Annotated in this window: 14 protein-coding genes; 6 read left to right on the top strand and 8 right to left on the bottom strand. The window is 65.0% G+C overall.

Going from position 1 to position 17,825, the window contains the following annotated elements; translation table 11 throughout:
- Together RHODMAR_RS29075 and RHODMAR_RS12700 are read right to left on the bottom strand one after the other, a co-directional pair.
- A partial coding sequence (locus RHODMAR_RS29075; RefSeq protein WP_232433646.1) for a hypothetical protein occupies positions 1-196 on the bottom strand: 196 nt, incomplete at its 3' end.
- Between the two features lie 140 nt (positions 197-336).
- Positions 337-1,926, bottom strand: a complete 1,590-nt coding sequence (locus RHODMAR_RS12700; protein WP_008715123.1) for an adenylate/guanylate cyclase domain-containing protein — start codon at positions 1,924-1,926, stop codon at positions 337-339.
- A gap of 42 nt (positions 1,927-1,968) precedes the next feature.
- On the opposite strand from RHODMAR_RS12700, the gene nucS reads away from it, so the two are divergent.
- Together nucS and RHODMAR_RS29080 are read left to right on the top strand one after the other, a co-directional pair.
- Positions 1,969-2,640 (top strand): endonuclease NucS, encoded by a 672-nt coding sequence (nucS, locus tag RHODMAR_RS12705; protein ID WP_008715124.1) that lies wholly within the window; start codon positions 1,969-1,971, stop codon positions 2,638-2,640.
- Between the two features lie 72 nt (positions 2,641-2,712).
- Positions 2,713-3,030 (top strand): hypothetical protein, encoded by a 318-nt coding sequence (locus RHODMAR_RS29080; RefSeq protein WP_008715138.1) that lies wholly within the window; start codon positions 2,713-2,715, stop codon positions 3,028-3,030.
- Positions 3,031-3,057: 27 nt separating this feature from the next.
- On the opposite strand, the gene RHODMAR_RS12715 is transcribed toward RHODMAR_RS29080, so the two are convergent.
- Together RHODMAR_RS12715 and mce are read right to left on the bottom strand one after the other, a co-directional pair.
- Positions 3,058-4,014, bottom strand: a complete 957-nt coding sequence (locus tag RHODMAR_RS12715; protein ID WP_042939020.1) for a hypothetical protein — start codon at positions 4,012-4,014, stop codon at positions 3,058-3,060.
- 59 nt (positions 4,015-4,073) lie between these two features.
- A complete protein-coding gene (gene mce, locus RHODMAR_RS12720) occupies positions 4,074-4,556 on the bottom strand; it encodes a methylmalonyl-CoA epimerase (protein WP_008715141.1) in 483 nt (160 codons plus the stop codon).
- A gap of 105 nt (positions 4,557-4,661) precedes the next feature.
- Here mce and RHODMAR_RS12725 point away from each other — a divergent pair, with 105 nt between their 5' ends.
- The 3 genes from RHODMAR_RS12725 to RHODMAR_RS12735 all read left to right on the top strand — a co-directional run bounded on the left by RHODMAR_RS12725 (position 4,662) and on the right by RHODMAR_RS12735 (position 7,291).
- Positions 4,662-5,852: an acetyl-CoA C-acetyltransferase gene (locus RHODMAR_RS12725; RefSeq protein ID WP_008715142.1), complete on the top strand. Its 1,191-nt coding sequence runs from the start codon at positions 4,662-4,664 to the stop codon at positions 5,850-5,852.
- Positions 5,853-5,927: 75 nt separating this feature from the next.
- Positions 5,928-6,290: a DUF3817 domain-containing protein gene (locus RHODMAR_RS12730; protein ID WP_008715143.1), complete on the top strand. Its 363-nt coding sequence runs from the start codon at positions 5,928-5,930 to the stop codon at positions 6,288-6,290.
- A gap of 113 nt (positions 6,291-6,403) precedes the next feature.
- Positions 6,404-7,291 carry a tetratricopeptide repeat protein gene (locus tag RHODMAR_RS12735; RefSeq protein ID WP_042939053.1) on the top strand — a complete coding sequence of 296 codons (888 nt, stop codon included), beginning with the start codon at positions 6,404-6,406 and terminating at the stop codon, positions 7,289-7,291.
- 37 nt (positions 7,292-7,328) lie between these two features.
- Here RHODMAR_RS12735 and RHODMAR_RS12740 read toward each other — a convergent pair whose 3' ends face one another.
- The 3 genes from RHODMAR_RS12740 to RHODMAR_RS12750 are packed head-to-tail and all read right to left on the bottom strand — an operon-like array spanning position 7,329 to position 12,997.
- A complete protein-coding gene (locus tag RHODMAR_RS12740) occupies positions 7,329-8,777 on the bottom strand; it encodes an LpqM protein (RefSeq protein WP_008715145.1) in 1,449 nt (482 codons plus the stop codon).
- Positions 8,778-10,979: a 1,4-alpha-glucan branching protein GlgB gene (glgB, locus tag RHODMAR_RS12745; protein ID WP_008715150.1), complete on the bottom strand. Its 2,202-nt coding sequence runs from the start codon at positions 10,977-10,979 to the stop codon at positions 8,778-8,780. It abuts the gene before it with no gap.
- Positions 10,980-10,990: 11 nt separating this feature from the next.
- The gene (locus RHODMAR_RS12750; RefSeq protein WP_042939055.1) at positions 10,991-12,997 is read right to left on the bottom strand and encodes an alpha-1,4-glucan--maltose-1-phosphate maltosyltransferase; all 2,007 of its coding nucleotides are present in this window, start codon (positions 12,995-12,997) and stop codon (positions 10,991-10,993) included.
- Between the two features lie 204 nt (positions 12,998-13,201).
- Here RHODMAR_RS12750 and glgP point away from each other — a divergent pair, with 204 nt between their 5' ends.
- On the top strand, positions 13,202-15,739 hold the full coding sequence (glgP, locus tag RHODMAR_RS12755; protein WP_042939022.1) for an alpha-glucan family phosphorylase: 2,538 nt from the start codon (positions 13,202-13,204) through the stop codon (positions 15,737-15,739).
- Positions 15,740-15,748: 9 nt separating this feature from the next.
- On the opposite strand, the gene RHODMAR_RS12760 is transcribed toward glgP, so the two are convergent.
- Positions 15,749-17,797, bottom strand: a complete 2,049-nt coding sequence (locus RHODMAR_RS12760) for an ATP-dependent DNA helicase (protein ID WP_008715153.1) — start codon at positions 17,795-17,797, stop codon at positions 15,749-15,751.
- Positions 17,798-17,825: the final 28 nt, after the last annotated feature.

Genomic DNA, 17,825 nt, shown 5'->3' on the forward strand with positions numbered 1-17,825 from the left:
CGCACCAGGTGAAGGGGACCGGCGCGGAGATCGCCACACGAACGCGCGCGCATTCGCCACACGCGTCCACAATCGCCACACCGGCGGACACCATTCCGCTCGCACCCGACGAACGCGCACGCACCTGCGAATCCTCGGACCAGGTGAAGGGGACCGGCGCGGAGATCCCCTGCACGAACGCGCGCGCATTCGCCACACGCGTCCACAATCGCCACACCACCGGGCACTATTCCCCGCGCTTCCGACGAACGCGCGCGCATTCGCGCATCGTCGGACCGGATGAGGAGACCGGCTGCAGGGGAGTGTCGCGGAGGTGATGTGCTCGCAACGCTTCGATCAAGCGTGAACGGCAACAGCCTCTTCGGCCTCGATTTCGACATCTTTGGGATTGGCGAGAATTGTCTCTGCCGATCGTCCGCGCAGAGTCACTGCGTCACCGAATTCCCAACGCTGTGCTTCGCCGGATTCGGCACCGTCGACCGCGGTCTTGGAGGCCAGGATTGCACCGGGCGCATTTTTCGCCAGTTCGGACAGACGAGCGGCTTCGTTCACCGGGTCTCCGATGACGGTGTACTCGAATCTCGACTTCGCACCGACGTTGCCGGCGACTGCGCGTCCAGCCGCGACGCCGACTGCTGCGCTGCATTCGGGGACTTCCTCGAGCAGTCGTCGAGCAATAGCTCGGGCGGCTGCGAGTGCGGAGCCGCAGTGGTCGCGAATTTCGTTCGGTGCTCCGAAGATCGCCAGCGCCGCGTCACCCTCGAACTTGTTGATGAATCCACCGTGCTCGTCGACCTCGTCGACGACCACTGCGAAGAATCGGTTGAGCAGGTGTACTACCTCGGTCGGTGGCCGAGACGCGGCCAGCTCGGTCGAACCCACCAGATCGATGAAGAACACGGCGATGTCGCGTTCCTGTCCGCCGAGCTCGCTGTCGGACTGCAGCGCTTTCTCCGCAACCTCGTGTCCGACGTGTCTGCCGAACAGGTCGCGGATCTTCTCCCTGTCGCGCACGCCGTCGGCCATCCGGTTGAACCCACTCTGGAGTTCGCCCAGCTCGGTGCCGTCGTACACCGCGAGACGGACATTCATGTTGCCCTTCTCCACCTCGGCCATGCCTGCTCGCACGTTGTTGATGGGAGAGGTGGTCGCGAAGCCTCCGAGCACGGTCAGTGCGAAACCGAAGACGATGGTGATTCCGCCGAGAGCCAGGATGGACACTGCGAGCTGATCGGCACTCGTCTCGGGTCTGAGGAAACGGAAGATTGCGATCATCATGAGTCCGGAGACCGGAACGCCGGTTCCCAGTAGCCACGACAGGATGGAACGACCCATGACGCCAGCGATCCGGATTCGCCGTGGGTCGCCCGCTTCCAGGGCCCGCGCCGCGATGGGACGGAGCGCGAACTCGCTGAGCAGGTAGCTGAACGCGCAGACCACCGTGCCGCCCGCGGCGATCGTGAACGCGACCTTGGGGATCGCCTGAGGATCGATGATGCCGTCGATCGTGGTCAGCAAGACCAACGCGCCGGTCCACAGGGCTACCTGCATGCGCGTCAGGCGCCACGGCATGGCGAGGGTCGCGACCTGCTCGGATCGCGTGGGTTGGCGATCCTCGATGCCCCACCGCAGACTGCTGAGCGCCCGCGTGGTGCCCCACAGGACGCCGACCAGGAATGCGAGGAATACGTACACCGGGACGACAATGAAGTTGACCCACCAGTAGTGATCCATCTTCAGAACGTCAGGGCCCGGAACGACGACGCTGATCAGCACTCCGACAATGACCGCGCCGATCAGGTTGGATAGGACCAGGAAGACCGTCAGCAGCAGCTGGATTCGGATCCGCCGTCTGCGCGGCGACTCGCTCGTGTCGCCCAACAGTCGGGAACCCAGCGGGGCGGCAGATCGTCTGAGTTGCGGCATGGTCGTCACAGACTATCGGGCACCCTGCCTTATGGTGGTCGAGTGCGTCTAGTTATTGCTCGTTGCCAAGTGGACTATGTCGGCCGCCTCACCGCACACCTACCGTCGGCTCGGCGGCTGCTTCTCGTCAAGTCCGATGGATCGGTCAGCGTGCACGCGGACGACCGGGCCTACAAGCCGCTCAATTGGATGTCTCCGCCCTGCTGGATGGTCGAGACCACCGAGGACGAGACGATCAACTGGGTTGTCACCAACAAGGCAGGCGAGGAACTCCGCATCACCATCGACGACGTCGAGCTCGACTCGAGTCATGAGTTGGGCATCGACCCCGGCTTGGTGAAAGACGGGGTGGAGGCACACCTCCAGGAGCTGTTGGCCGAGCATGTCAGTACTTTGGGCGACGGATACACCCTCGTGCGACGTGAATACATGACGGCAATCGGACCGGTGGATCTGCTGTGCCGCAACGCGGATGGAGGAACCGTGGCGGTCGAGATCAAGCGACGCGGTGAGATCGACGGCGTCGAGCAACTGACTCGCTACCTGGATCTGCTCAATCGCGATCCCCTGTTGGCTCCGGTCAGCGGAGTGTTCGCCGCGCAGGTCATCAAACCGCAGGCGAAGACTTTGGCCACAGATCGCGGCATTCGTTGCCTCACTCTCGACTACGACGTCCTGCGCGGTACCGACAGCACCGAGTTCCGGCTGTTCTGACGACTGTCGGCACGACCCGGTCGTTTCTGCGGGCTCCACTCCCGTGATCGGGCGGTTCTCTACACTGGACAGGTGCCTCGTCGTAATCAGCCCCGCAAAGCGAATCGGAGCGGCCCGAGTGATGTCGGTCCCGGCACCGACTCGGTATTGGGCGGCAATCGGACCGAGGTCGGTCCGGACGGAGACACTTACACCACTCGAATGGTCCCGGGTGCCAAGGCAGTCAAGACCTATCGGTGCCCCGGGTGCGATCACGAGGTGCGGCCCGGCGTTGCGCACATCGTTGCGTGGCCCTCGGACGATTTCGGCGGTGCGGACAATCGCCGGCATTGGCACACCGGATGTTGGTCCGGCAGAAACACGCGAGGCCTCACCCGCAGATGGTCCTAGCGGGGAGGCCTCGGGTGAGTCGGTGGTTCAGGACGCCGAATCAGCCGATTCTTTTTCCTTCTCGTCCTCGGCTTTCGCTTCGGCCTTCTCTTCTTCCTTCTTCAGGATTGCCGTCGGGTCTGGATTGTCGAGCAGCTCGCTCTCTCGGTTGACCGAGGCCAGCATTGCCGGAACCGAATCGAGCTGGCCGCGGATGCCGAGTAGCTGGGCGAGCACCCGGCTACGCAACACGCGCAACTCCTCGGCCAATTCCTTGGAATGTGCGATCCGCCGTTCTGCCTGCTCGCTGGCGGACTGAAGCCGTCGAGCAGCCTCGGTCGTCGCCTCCTCGATGCGGCGGGCAGCGTCGGACTTGCTCGACGCCTCGAGGTCTTCGAGTGCAGAGAGCACCTTCGTGCGACGCTCGGCCATCGTGATCTCGAAGTCCTCTTGCACCTCGGTACGCTTGGCCTCGGCCTCTGCCGCCAGCTTGTCGCGCTCGGCCTGTGCGGCCTCGACCACTCTTGCTGCCTCGGTACGTGCCTGGGCCATGGTCTGCTCGTGCTCGGTCTCGACTGCCGACCGGCGTTCTTCGAGTTCTGCAACCAACGACTCGTGCCGACCGCGCAGTCGCGCACTCTCTTGCTGCGCAACCGAAATCATCTCCTCGGACTCCGAGTGCGCCTTCGCACGTACCTCGGATGCCTCGTCCGAGGCGAGCCGCAACATCCGCGAGATGCGATCGCTCATGCCCTCCGCGGTGGTGGGTGGAACCGAAAGGCGATCGATGTCCTTGCGTAGCTCGTCGATCTCGTCACGTGCGTCGTCGAGTTGCTTGGCCAGATCACGAGCCTGGGCCGCCGCCGCATCACGGTCGGCGGTGGTCAGGCGGAGCTCGGCGTCGAATCGCTCGAAGTAGTTGGTGACTTCGTCGCGATCGAACCCCTTCCGGACGATGGAAAAGGGAAGTTGCACCGTAGAACTGCGCTCATGATCGATTGCCATGGGCGTCAATTTACCGGTGCGTCAAGTAGAGGGCCATACGGCTTGTTCACCGGGTTCGATCAGTGAGCTCGGTGATTCGGTTCCACCAGTTCGATCAGAACCCCGCCGGCGTCCTTGGGGTGGACGAAGTTGATCCGAGAATCGGCGGTGCCGCGGCGCGGGGCGTCGTACAGCAACCGGACGCCACGGGCGCGCAACTCGGTCGAGATCTCCTCGATGTCGGTGACGCGGTACGCCAGCTGCTGCAGTCCCGGTCCGTTGCGGCCGATGAACTTGGCGATCGTCGACGACTCGTCGATCGGTGCGAGCAACTGCAATGCAGCAGACGCGTCCCCGCTGCCGGGGAACGACAGCATAGCCTCGCGGACGCCCTGCTCCTCGTTGATCTCTTCGTGTACCGCGACCATGCCGAGGTGATCGGTGTACCAGGTTATGGCTGCATCGAGGTCGGGCACCGCGATGCCGACATGGTCGATCGCCGTCACCAGGTCGGAGCGGAGCGGAGCTCCCGTGTAAGACTGCGTGCTGGAGGTCATGGCCATGACGTTAGCGCCAGCTGCGTTTGGGTGCTCTGCCCGGCCGGTATCGGTCGGGGGCGTCGGAGCGTTGATCTCGACAAGGCCGTCTTCACACTTTCGGAGGAAATCGTGACCACAACAGTCATCGTCGCCGGTGCTCGCACGCCCGTTGGCCGCTTCTCGGGCGCACTCAAGGACTTCTCGGGATCCGACCTGGGCGGAATTGCCATCAAGGGGGCACTCGACAAGTCCGGAGTTGCACCGGATCAGGTCGACTACGTGATCATGGGACAGGTTCTCACCGCCGGAGCAGGCCAGATCCCGGCCCGCCAGGCAGCCGTGGCTGCAGGCATTCCGATGACGGTGCCTGCGCTGACGATCAACAAGGTGTGCTTGTCCGGAGTCGACGCCATTGCACTGGCCGATCAGCTGATCCGCGCGGGCGAATTCGAGATCGTCGTCGCAGGCGGCCAGGAGTCGATGACTCAGGCTCCGCACATGCTCGAGAAGTCGCGTGCGGGATTCAAGTACGGCGATGTCACGATGCGCGATCACCTCGCCTACGACGGTCTGTACGACATCTTCACCGACCAAGCGATGGGGGCACTGACCGAGCAGCGCAATCAGAGCGCCGAGGTCATCAGCCGCGAGGAGCAGGACACCTTCGCGGCCGCGTCGCATCAGAAGGCCGCCGCTGCCTGGAAGAACGGCGTCTTCGACAACGAAGTGGTTCCCGTGTCGATCCCACAGCGCAAAGGTGAGCCGATCCAGTTCACCGCAGACGAGGGAATCCGCGCCGACACCACCGTCGATTCCCTCGGCAAGCTTCGCCCCGCCTTCGACAAGGCCGGCACCGTCACCGCAGGATCGGCGTCGCAGATCTCCGATGGTGCCGCAGCCGTCGTGGTGATGAGCAAGGAGAAGGCGGAGTCGCTCGGGCTGACCTGGCTCGCCGAGATCGGGGCGCACGGAGTGGTGGCCGGTCCCGACTCCACACTGCAGTCGCAGCCGGCCCGCGCCATCGCCAAGGCGTGCGAGAAGGACGGTATCGACCCGAAGGATCTCGATGTCATCGAGATCAACGAGGCATTCGCGGCAGTCGGAATCGCGTCGACGCGTGAACTCGGCATCGATCCGGAAATCGTCAACGTCAACGGCGGAGCGATCTCGATCGGACATCCCCTCGGTATGTCGGGCGCTCGCATCGCGCTGCATCTGGCTCTCGAGCTGCAGCGACGCGGCGGCGGGGTCGGCGCGGCGGCACTCTGTGGCGGCGGTGGACAGGGCGACGCCCTCATCGTTCGAGTACCGAAGCAGTAATGCGGCGGTGGCTCTGGTCGGACTGAGACCAGAGCCACTACGTTCTGTCGTAGCAAACCGGGCACAATAGCGGGCATGACCAACTTCTTCGACCTGAGCAGCACCGCCAAACGCTTCCGCTTCATCGCCGTCCTCGAAGCGTTCACCTGGCTCGGACTGCTGATCGGAATGGCGTTCAAATACATTCCGGCCGACGGCAACGAGATCGGTGTGAAGATCTTCGGACCGATTCACGGCGGAGTGTTCGTGGTGTACCTGGCGATCGCCGTGTTGACGGCAGTCAAGCTCAAGTGGGACGTCAAGGCCACGCTGCTTGCGCTTGTCGCGGCATTTCCGCCGTTCGGGACCGTGATCTTCGAGATCTGGGCAGTGCGCACGGGCCGTCTCGCCGAGCTGAGCACGGACAGGCCCGCAGCCGACGCGAAAGTTCAGTCCTGACCCACCGCGCCTCCCGCCAGTGGATGACGCGTCGCGTTAGTGACAAACTGTAGGGCGTGACTCGACCCGGTTCCCGTCCTCCCGTCCGCCCCTCAGCTGTCGTTCCCGCCTCCATCGCCGGTGCCGTCGACCTGTCCGTTCTCAAGGACCGCCCGACACCTGCTCCTCCCGCTGAATCGGGAGGCGATGCGGGAGGTGTGGCACCGATCGTGGACGTGACCGCGGCGACGTTCGAGGCCGAGGTGCTCCAGCGATCCACTCAGGTCCCGGTGATCGTCGACTTGGGTTCGGCCCGCTCGCCGCAGTCCCAGGCGTTGACGCGTCAGCTCGGACAATTGGCCGTCGAGGCTGCAGGTGCGTGGGTGCTCGCTCGGGTCGACGTCGATTCCAGTCCGCAGATAGCCCAGGCCTTCGGCGTGAAGGCCATCCCGACGGTGGTTGCCGTAGCCGCCGGCCAGCCGCTGGCCGACTTCGAGGGCACGCAGTCGGATGAGCAGCTGCGTCAGTGGCTGCAGGCAGTGGAGCAGGCGACCGCGGGAAAGCTCACCGGCCCACCCGGGGTGGCCGACGCCGAACCGGAGCCCGAGATCGAGGACCCGAGAATCGTTGCTGCCGAAGAGGCCATCGACGACGGCGATTTCGACAAGGCAGCTGCTGCATACCAAGCGATCATCGACGCCGAACCCAACAACACCGACGCGGTCGCCGCACTGCGGCAGGTCAAGTTTCTCGCTCGTGTGCAGAATGTTGCGCCCGATGCGATCGAGATCGCGGACGCCGACCCGGCGAACGTGCAGGCTCGTATCGACGCCGCCGACGCGGAGATGGCTGCTCAGCAGCCGGAGCAGGCCTTCGCGCGGCTGATCGACGGAATCAAGATCAGTGCGGGCGATGACCGCACGGCGTTGCGCACCCGGCTGCTCGAGCTGTTCGAGCTGTTCGACGCGGCAGATCCGCTGGTGGTGTCCGCGCGGCGCAAGCTGGCGTCCGCTCTGTACTGAACCCGCTGAGCACTCGACCGACCGAGCACCGAACCGCTCAGCTGTAGCGCGAGTCGCAGAGGGCCTTGCCGCCGAGTACTCCCGAGCGGAAGGCGTCGACTCGGGAGAAGCCGGACGGCAGCGTCGTACCGTTCACGTCGCTCGCTGCCAAACCGTCGCTGAGCAGACCGGAGACGGCTTCGTCGAGGTCGCCGGGGGAGAGCACTATGTCGAGTCCCGTAGCGCCGTTCTCGGCGCTCATGGCCGAGGTGATGACGCCGGACAGGCACGCCGAACGTAGGGCGGTCTGCGGGTCGTCGAGAGTCTGGCCCGCTTCCTTCTGTACTGCGAGCGTGTAGCGCGACGCGAACAGAACGTAGGCGCTGTAGTCGCCGGAGACGTTGAGCGGCAAGATGTCTCCGCGCTTCGGGGTTTCGGGCAGACCGCGCTCGGCCAGGTCCGCGACGTCGACGCCGATGGTGTTGGTCGACGGGCAGTACGAGACCGGCGCGGTGGCTCTGGCGTCGGAGCAATCGATGTCTGCTCCCGAGTAGTCGACGATCGGCGGATCGCTGACGGGCAGCACCGTTTCGAATGATCGGGTGAACGCAGCGAGGGAGTCCTCGGTAACCGGTAGTTCACCGGAGTCGCCGGGATCGCTGAACTTCTGCGGCAACGATGCTCGACGCGAATCGATCTCGGCCTCGTCGATCGCGGTGCAGGCTGCGGCACCGTCGGTGAAGCCGATCTGTACGGCAGTGACTCGCTCGAAGGCAGAGCCGTGCACCGATTCGGGATCGTTGGGATCGACGTCGCGCACGGCGACGGTGGCGGCCAGAACGCCGTTGAGTCCGTCCGAGGTGTTGATCGTGAAGTGCGGCGCGTCGCCCTCCGCGACGTAGCGGATGAAAGCGCCCGCGAAACAGTCGGCCTGTTGCTCGGCCACGATCGTGGGAGTGTCGTCGCCCACGAGCCCCGATTGATGCTGGATGGCGTGGCCGTATTCGTGGGCGATGACCATCACCACCGACATCGGTCCGAATGCATCGACCAGAGCCGGGAGCAGGATGGTGCGGTCCCATCCGATCGAATCGTCACGGGTGCAGTAGGCGGCGTTGGGGATACCGCCAGTTCGGTCACCGCAGAATCTGATGCCCGATCCCTCGTCCTCGGATGCGTCCCACGAGATCAAGGTCGAGATCGGAGTGAACGAGCCCTTGAAGACGGCGGGATATTGCTCGGCCCAGAACTGTTGAATGTCGTCGATCGCGTTGGTGGCGAGTAGGTCCGAGTCGGTGCCCTCGGCGTTCTCCACGGTGATCGTCGAATCGGGGACACCCGGACGCGGCCCACTCGGCCCGCTCGTGACCGGAAGGCCGGCGACGGTGAACGGGTTCTCGTAGATCGATACCGCATTTCCGCTGACGGTCTGCGCGCAGGAGGTCAGCAGGAGCAGTCCGGCAGTGGCGGCCGCAGCCAGTAGTCGGGGTCTGCGGCCGCCACTCATCTATTGCTCCAGTTTTATCCAGATCGCCCCGTTGGCAGGAAGCGCAACCTGGCCGGAAGCCGGTCGTCCGTGCCACGAGTGCGATGTTGCCGTCACTTCACCCAGGTTGCCCACGCCGGAGCCGCCGTACTCCGTTGCATCGGTGTTGAGGATCTCGATCCAACGTCCGGGTTCCGGTAGTCCCACACGATAGCTGCCGTGCTCGGAACCGGAGAAGTTGAAAATACACGCGATGACCGAACCGTCGGACCCGTACCGCAGAAAGCTCAGTACGTTGTTCTCGGTGTCGTTGGCGTCGATCCACGAGTATCCGCTCGGCGAGGTGTCGAGCGTCCACAGTGCCGGGTGCGAACGGTACGTCGAGTTGAGATCGGCAACGAGGGATTTGACGCCTCCGTGCAGGGGTTCCTCGTCGATTTGGTACCAGTCCAGGCCGCGCTCTTCGGACCATTCTCGGGTCTGGCCGAACTCCTGGCCCATGAACAGCAGTTGCTTGCCCGGGTGTGCCCACATGTAGGCGAGCATGCCGCGCAGTCCTGCAGCCTTGGTGTAGTCGTCACCGGGCATCCGAGTCCACAGCGTTCCCTTGCCGTGCACCACCTCGTCGTGGCTGATCGGGAGCAAATAGTTCTCACTCCAGGCGTAGACGAGAGAGAAGGTGATCTCGTGGTGGTGGTAGCTGCGATGGATGGGATCACGCCCGAGGAAGCCCAGGGTGTCGTGCATCCAGCCCATGTTCCACTTCATGTTGAACCCGAGCCCGCCGACGTTCGTCGGACGGGTGACGCCGGGCCATGCCGTCGACTCCTCGGCAACGGTGACGACGCCGCGATGCTTCTTGTGCACCGTCGCGTTCATCTCCTGCAGGAAGGTGACGGCCTCGAGATTTTCTCGGCCACCGTAGATGTTCGGTGACCAGCCGCCCTCGGGTCGGGAGTAGTCCAGGTACAACATCGAGGCCACGGCGTCGACGCGGAGTCCGTCGATGTGGAACTCGTCGATCCAGTACAGGGCGTTCGCGACCAGGAAGTTGCGGACCTCGCGGCGTCCGAAGTCGAAAACCAATGTGCCCCAGTCGAGTTGTTCGCCTCGCTGCGGGTCGCCGTGCTCGTAGAGAGGGCCGCCGTCGAAACGGGCGAGGGCCCACTCGTCCTTGGGGAAGTGCGCGGGCACCCAGTCCACGATGACGCCGATCCCGGCACTGTGCAGATGGTCGACGAAATAACGAAAATCGTCGGGGCTGCCGAAGCGCGATGTCGGTGCGTAGTACGACGTCACCTGGTAGCCCCAGGACCCACCGAAGGGATGCTCGGCCACCGGGAGCAGCTCCACGTGGGTGAAGCCGGTTTCGGTGATGTACTCGGCGAGCTGTTCGGCGAGTTCGCGGTATCCGAGGCCCGGTCGCCAGGACGCCAGGTGGATCTCGTAGACACTCATCGGAGCCTGAGTCGGCTCGACTCCGGCTCTGGTGTCGAGCCACTTCTCGTCGTTCCAGGTGTAGGACGACTCAGTGACGACCGATGCGGTGGACGGCGGAATCTCGGTCGCGAAGGCCATCGGGTCGGCCTTGTCCTTGACCGAACCATCCGCACCGTGCACCCGGAATTTGTAGAGCGCGCCCGGCGTGATGCCGGGTACGAACAGCTCCCACACACCGGTCGAGCCCAGTACTCGCATAGGCCAGCTTCGGCCGGTCCAGCCGTCGAAGTCGCCCACGAGGGTGACACCCTGCGCCGCTGGGGCCCAGACCGCGAACGACGTGCCGGTGACAGGACCGTCCGGCGTTGCGTACGACTGCTGATGGGCACCGAGGATGTCCCACAGACGCTCGTGTCTGCCCTCGCCGAACAGATGCAGATCGAGTTCGCCGAGAGTGGGAAGGAATCGGTATCCGTCGGCGGATTCGACGACATGCCCACCGGGCCAGGTCACCACCAGTCGATAGTCGATCAAGTCCTCGACGGGGATCATGGCAGAGAAGACACCGTCCGCGACGTGGGTCAACTGGTGGTCGACCCCACCGACGCGTGCGACGACCTTCTCGGCGTCGGGTTTGAGGGCGCGGATGGCGGTTCCGCCGGTCACCGGATGGGCACCGAGTACGGAATGCGGGTTGTAGTGCCTGCCCGCAGCGATGAGTTCGAGATCGTTGTCGGACGGGGCTGCGACGGTGTCTTTCGGCGTCGACGGATTCTCGGTCACGTTGAATCCACTCACTTTCGGTTGCCGCGGTAGGCCAGTTCGATTCGTGCCGGATAAGGAATGTGCGGGAGCGTGAAGATGTGTGCCACCGATGTCCAGGGCTCGAGGCGGACGAAATTGGTGTGGCCCCAGTCGTAGTGGACGCCGCTCACCTCGTCTTTGATCGTGAGCGTGTCCTGCCAATCGTGACCGAGGGCCGGCATGTCCAGGTGGATCGTGCCTTCTTCGGCTCCGAACGGGTTCAGGTTGATCACCACCAGGATCGAGTCACCGGTCTGCGGGTCGAACTTGGAGTACCCGATCAGCGCCTCGTTGTCGATGGTGTGGAAGTGGATGTTGCGCAGCTGCTGCAGCGCGGGATGTGCACGCCGAATCGCGTTCAGCGTGGTGATCCACGGCTCGAGCGATTCGCCGCGGGCGAGGGCACCCTCGAAGTCGCGTGGACGCAATTGATACTTCTCCGAGTCGAGGTACTCCTCGCTGCCCTCGCGCACCGCCTGATGCTCGAACAGCTCGTAGCCGGAGTACACACCCCACGTCGGTGCCATCGTTGCCGCCAGAGCTGCTCGCAGAGCGAACATCCCGGGCCCGCCGTGCTGCAGACTCTCGTGCAGGATGTCCGGGGTGTTGACGAACAGGTTGGGGCGCGCATCGTCTGCGCGTCGGGCATGTTCCTCGGCGAACTCGGTCAGCTCCCACTTGGCGGTCCGCCAGGTGAAGTACGTGTAGGACTGCGTGAAACCGCGTTGCGCCAACCCGTACATGCGCGCCGGCCGAGTGAACGCCTCTGCGAGAAACAGCACGTCCGGGTCGGTCTTCTTGACCTCGGCGATCAGCCATTCCCAGAAGTCCGGTGGCTTGGTGTGCGGGTTGTCGACTCGGAACACCTTGACTCCCAAGGAAATCCAGTATCGAACGACACGCAGGACTTCCTCGTAGATGCCGCGCCGGTCGTTGTCGAAGTTGACCGGGTAGATGTCCTGGTACTTCTTCGGCGGATTCTCGGCGTACGCGATCGTGCCGTCGGGGAGCACCGTGAACCACTCGGAATGCGTTGCAGCCCAGGGGTGGTCGGGAGCAGCCTGGAGAGCGAGATCCAGCGCCACTTCCATGCCGTGTTCCTGCGTGGCGGCGACGAAAGCGCGGAAGTCGTCCTCGGTGCCCAGCTCGGGATGGATCGCGTCGTGGCCACCGTCCGTCGATCCGATCGCCCACGGCGAGCCGACGTCCTCCGGGCCAGGGGTCAACGTGTTGTTCGGACCCTTGCGATTGATGGCACCGATCGGATGAATCGGCGGTAGATACACGATGTCGAAGCCCATGTGCGCGATGCGGGGCAGCTGCTCGATCGATGTTGCGAACGTGCCGTGCCGCGGTGAGCCGTCCTCGTTCCAGCCACCCGTCGACCGAGGGAAGAACTCGTACCACGCACCGTTGAGCGCCAGATTGCGGTCGACCCAGATGTTGACCGCACGCGACCGCGTCACCAGCTCACGGAGCGGGTGTGCGAACAGTAGTTCGGTGACCGACGATGCGAACGCCGAGGACACTCGCGCCGGCAACGGGCGGTCGGTGTCGCGCAGCGCGCCGGCGACATCGGCCAGTAGTTGCCTGCTCTCGGCAGGAACGCCGGTGGCAGCACGCAGGAACAGTCGCGCTCCGATTTCGAGATCGTTCGCGAGCTCGTGCGCGCTCTGTCCCACTCCGAGCTTGGCTTCGACGGCATGGCGCCAAGTACTGATCGGATCGCTCCACGCTTCGATCCGGCAGATCCAGTAGCCGGGCCGAGAAGGAACGAACACCGCGTCGAACGAGTCGGGTTCGCGGCCCGGTGTCATCGGGATGCGTTCGAGCCTGCCTCCCGGTCCGCGCACCGACAGCGTCGCGGCAACTGCGTCGTGACCTTCGCGCCAGACGTCGGCGGAAACCGGAAAGGTCTCGCCCACCACCGCTTTCGCGGGGTACTTTCCGGTCGTCGTATCTGGAAGGACATTGTCGATACCAAGTCGACCTGTCACTTCACACTCCATTCTTCGCTAGAGGTATGGCTGCGCGGGCGCAACCTCTTGTCGAACCGATACTGGTGTGCTTCTACTCGTCAACCGTAATGCAGCCGCGCAGATGGCGCGTGCGCCGACGCATACTGCTCGTCACCGGCTCGGTAGAGCAGATTTCGCCGAGCCGCCCATCGATGCAGGTGTCCGTGGGTAGGGTTCGATCCTGTGAAAGCTTTGCGCCGATTCACCGTCCGAGCACACCTTCCCGCCCGCTTGAGTGCCCTTGCCGAGCTCTCGACAAACCTCAGGTGGTCGTGGCACTCGTCCACGCAGGATCTTTTCGAGCACATCGATCCGTTGCTGTGGACCGAACTCGAACGTGATCCGGTGGCCGTGCTCGGAGCGGTCGCGCCCTCACGCCTCGAGGAACTCGCGGCCGACGAGCGCTTCCTGGCCGAGTTGGACGCCGCCGAGGCGGACTTGCACGACTACCTCGCGCGCCCGCTGTGGTACCAGAACGAGTTGTCGGAGGGGCGGGCGTTGCCGTCGGGCATCGGTTATTTCTCGATGGAGTTCGGCGTCAGCGAGGTCTTGCCGAACTACTCCGGTGGACTCGGCATCCTCGCCGGTGACCACCTCAAGGCGGCGTCCGACCTGGGACTGCCGCTGATCGGTGTCGGGTTGCTCTACCGCTCCGGCTACTTCCGGCAATCGCTGACGGCGGACGGTTGGCAGGCCGAGCGCTACCCGTCCCTCGACCCACACGGTCTGCCACTGCGGCTGCTCACCGACGACGAAGATTCTCCGGTTCTGATCCACGTGTCGATGCCAGGATCGCGGGTCCTGCGGGCTCGGGTGTGGATCGCCCAGGTGGGACGCGTCCCGCTGCTGTTGCTCGACTCCGACATCGCCGACAACGATCCGGAACTACGCGGGGTGACCGATCGGTTGTACGGCGGGGATCAGGATCACCGCATCAAGCAGGAGATCCTCGCCGGTATCGGCGGAGTTCGAGCAATTCGGGCCTACACCCGTGCGCACGGATTGCCCGACCCCGAGGTGTTCCACATGAACGAGGGCCATGCAGGCTTCCTCGGCGTCGAACGCATCCGTGAACTCGTCACCGCAGGCGGCTTGGACTTCGATTCGGCACTGGCTGCGGTGAGGGCGGGCACCGTCTTCACCACCCACACTCCGGTGCCGGCCGGGATCGATCGATTCCCCGCCGATCTGGTGCGGCACTACTTCGGCAACACGGACGGTGGCCCGGATTCTGCGCTGCTGCCGGGACTGCCGATGGACCGGATTCTCGCGTTGGGTGGCGAGAGCGACGCCTCGGTGTTCAACATGGCGCACATGGGTCTGCGCCTCGGTCAACGCGCCAACGGGGTGTCGAAATTGCACGGCATCGTCAGCCGCGACATGTTCAACGACCTGTGGCAGGGATTCGACGCGTCCGAGGTGCCGATCGGTTCGGTGACCAACGGTGTGCACGCGGCTACGTGGTCCGCGCGGGAGTGGGCCGAGAGTGAGGATCGTGCGGGCGGGCCCTTGTCCCCGAACGAGGTGTGGTCCACGCGTAACGCTCTGCGTGGGCAGCTGGTGGACGAGGTGCGGCGTCGGGTTCGGCGTTCGGAACTCGAACGCGGCTCGACCGAGGCCGAGATCAGTTGGACAGCCAATGTTTTCGATCCGAACGTGCTGACTGTCGGGTTTGCTCGACGGGTTCCGACGTACAAGCGTCTGACCCTGATGTTGCGTGAACCCGAGCGACTGCGGGCCATGTTGTTGGACCCGGCGCGGCCGGTCCAGCTGGTGGTGGCCGGAAAGTCCCACCCCGCCGACGACGGCGGAAAGGCGCTCATCCAGCAGATCGTCCGATTTGCCGACCAGGCCGACGTGCGGCACCGCATCGTTTTCCTGCCCGATTACGACATGTCCATGGCGCGTTTTCTGTACTGGGGATGCGACGTGTGGCTGAACAATCCGCTGCGACCGCTGGAGGCCTGTGGCACCTCGGGCATGAAGTCCGCGCTCAACGGAGGCCTCAACCTGTCGATCCGAGACGGGTGGTGGGACGAGATGTACGACGGTGAGAACGGCTGGGCCATCCCCACAGCGGACGGCGTCACCGACGACAATCGACGCGACGATCTCGAGGCCGCTGCGCTCTACGAGTTGCTCGAGCAGGCGGTGCTGCCCAAGTTCTACGACCGAGGCGAGGACGGAGTGCCCGGCCGCTGGATCGAAATGGTGCGGCACACTCTCGAACAGCTCGGTCCCAAGGTGCTGGCGTCGAGGATGGTTCAGGACTACACGCTGGGCTACTACGCGCCTGCAGCCGCGTCGGCCCGCGCTGGTTCGGCCGACGGACACCGCGGTGCCACCGGCGTGGCGGCGTACCGTCGACGCGTCGAACAGGCGTGGGGCGCAGTCAAAGTGACCCGAGTCGACAGTGAAGGGATGCCCGACGCCCCGGTGATCGGTGCGGAGCTGTCGCTGCGCGCCAACGTCGATCTCGGCGGCCTGGACGCGGCGGACGTCGTGGTGCAGGCAGTGGTGGGCCGCGCCGACGACGAGGAGAACCTCACCGACATTCGGACGACGGCCATGGCGCACGTGGGCACCGAGGGCGGCGAGCACGTCTACGCCGGGCAGACGCGGCTGCCGCACAGCGGCGCAGTGGGATACACGGTGCGCGTGCTGCCCCACCACGACGGCCTCGCCTCGGATGCAGAGCTGGGTCTGGTGGCGACTGCGTAGCGTGGCGCGCTACTTTCCCGCCAGGCGGGTGAGCGCCTTACGCACTACCTCCGGATCCGAGGTCTCCCAGAACGGAGGCAGCGAGGCGCGCAGGTATCCGCCGTAGCGGGCAGTGGCCAGGCGTGAATCCAGAACTGCCACAACGCCTCTGTCGTCGACGCTGCGGAGCAACCGGCCGACGCCCTGCGCCAGCAGCAGGGCCGCATGGTTCGCGGCGACCGCGAGAAACCCGTTGCCGCCCCGAGATTCGACGGCCTGTTGCCGGGCGACGAGCAGTGGATCGTCGGGCCGGGGAAACGGAATCCGGTCCAGGATGACCAGGCTCAGCGACGGGCCGGGCACGTCGACGCCCTGCCACAGCGACAGCGTCCCGAACAGTGAGGTGGCCTCGTCGTCGGCGAACTTCTGTACCAGCGCACCGGTGGAGTCGTCGCCCTGACACAGGATCGGCGTGTCGAGGCGCTCCCGCATTTCCTCAGCGGCCGCCTTGGCGGCACGCATGGACGAGAAGAGCCCGAGCGTGCGGCCTCCCGCGGCGCTCACCAGAGACTCGATCTCGTCGAGGTAGGACGCGGAGAGACCGTCGCGCCCGGGCGGCGACAGATGCTTGGCGATGTACATGATGCCCGCGCGGGCATGGTCGAACGGCGATCCGACGTCGAGGGAATTCCAGCGAATCGACCCGGTATCGGACGGCGGCTCCACTCCCGAGGCCATCGCGGGGTCGCTGCGAGACGGCTTCTCTGCCGGCAGACCCCAGTTGATGGCCAACCCGTCGAACGATCCACCGACGGTCAACGTCGCGGAGGTGAGCACCACGGTGGATTCGGCGAACAGTCGGGCGCGAAGTAGCCCGCCCACCGACAGCGGCGCAATGCGGACGGTGCGCTTGACGTTGCCGCGGAAGTCGTCGACGGCGTGCCAGACGACGTCCTTGCGTTTGGCAGGGTCGGGTTCGTCGAAGGCCGTGAGCACTCGGACCGCGCTGTCGTGGACCTCGTCGACCGCGACCAGTGCGGCGCTGCGAGCCGCGGCGGCCTCGGGATCGCTGGCGGCCATGCCCTGCTTGTTCGGCCCGATCGCGGTACGCACTGCCCAGGCGGAGTCGCGGATGGAGGCGAGCGCAGGCCCGACCCCGTCAGGCAGAGACTGCCAGCGGCTCGGGGGTAGGTCGTCGAGAATCGCGGCCCAGTTCTCGGCGGCTCCTTCGAGTTGGTCGACCGTTTCCTCTTCGATCAGTTTGGCGCTACGACGGGCCGCAGCTGTGACGGTGGCCGCCGAAAGCTCCTCTGTTGCAACGCCGGTCACTCGATCGACCAGCTCGTGAGCTTCGTCGACGACAACGACGTCGTGTTCGGGCAGGATCTGAATTCCGGTGATCGCATCGATCGCGAGCAGGGCGTGATTGGTCACCACGACATCGACTTGCGCGGCCTCGGTGCGGGCGCGCTCGGCAAAGCAGTCCTCACCGACGGGGCAGCGTGATTTGCCCAGGCACTCGCGAGCGGTGACGCTGACCTGCCGCCAGGCCTGGTCGCTGACGCCCGGAACTACGTCGTCGCGGTCGCCGGTCTCGGTCTCGGACGACCACTTCGTCAGCCGAACCACCTCGCGGCCCATGCGCGAGACGGCGAACGGGTCGAACAGTTCCGCGTCCGGTGCTTCCTGAGCGGCACCGGTGTGGATCTTGTTCATGCACAGATAATTGTTGCGGCCCTTGAGGATCGCGAACTTCGGTCGACGGCCGAGGGCCTCGGTCAACGCATCGGACAAGCGCGGCAGATCGCGGTCGACCAACTGTCGCTGCAACGCGATGGTGGCCGTGGAGACGATGACGGTCTTACCGGATTCGACCGCGTGCCGAATGCTCGGGACGAGGTAGGCGAGGGACTTGCCGGTACCGGTGCCGGCCTGCACAGCCAAATGCTCGCCGGTATCGATCGAATGCGCCACCGCCGAGGCCATCGTCAGCTGATTGCTGCGTTCCTTGCCGCCGAGCGAGTGCACCGCGACCTGCAGGAGCGCGGGGACGGTGGGCAACTCGGTCTTCGACGGCACCGAAGCAGACTACTGCCGATCGTCCATC

It is taken from the genome of Rhodococcus sp. AW25M09, assembly GCF_000333955.1.
GTDB lineage: Bacteria > Actinomycetota > Actinomycetes > Mycobacteriales > Mycobacteriaceae > Rhodococcoides.

Excerpts from the sequence above, each read along its gene's own strand:
- RHODMAR_RS12730 (WP_008715143.1), top strand. The coding sequence starts at position 5,928 with ATGACCAACTTCTTCGACCTGAGCAGCACCGCCAAACGCTTCCGCTTC.
- RHODMAR_RS12715 (WP_042939020.1), bottom strand. The coding sequence starts at position 4,014 with ATGGCAATCGATCATGAGCGCAGTTCTACGGTGCAACTTCCCTTTTCC.
- RHODMAR_RS12700 (WP_008715123.1), bottom strand. The coding sequence starts at position 1,926 with ATGCCGCAACTCAGACGATCTGCCGCCCCGCTGGGTTCCCGACTGTTG.
- RHODMAR_RS12740 (WP_008715145.1), bottom strand. The coding sequence starts at position 8,777 with ATGAGTGGCGGCCGCAGACCCCGACTACTGGCTGCGGCCGCCACTGCC.
- mce (WP_008715141.1), bottom strand. The coding sequence starts at position 4,556 with ATGGCCATGACCTCCAGCACGCAGTCTTACACGGGAGCTCCGCTCCGC.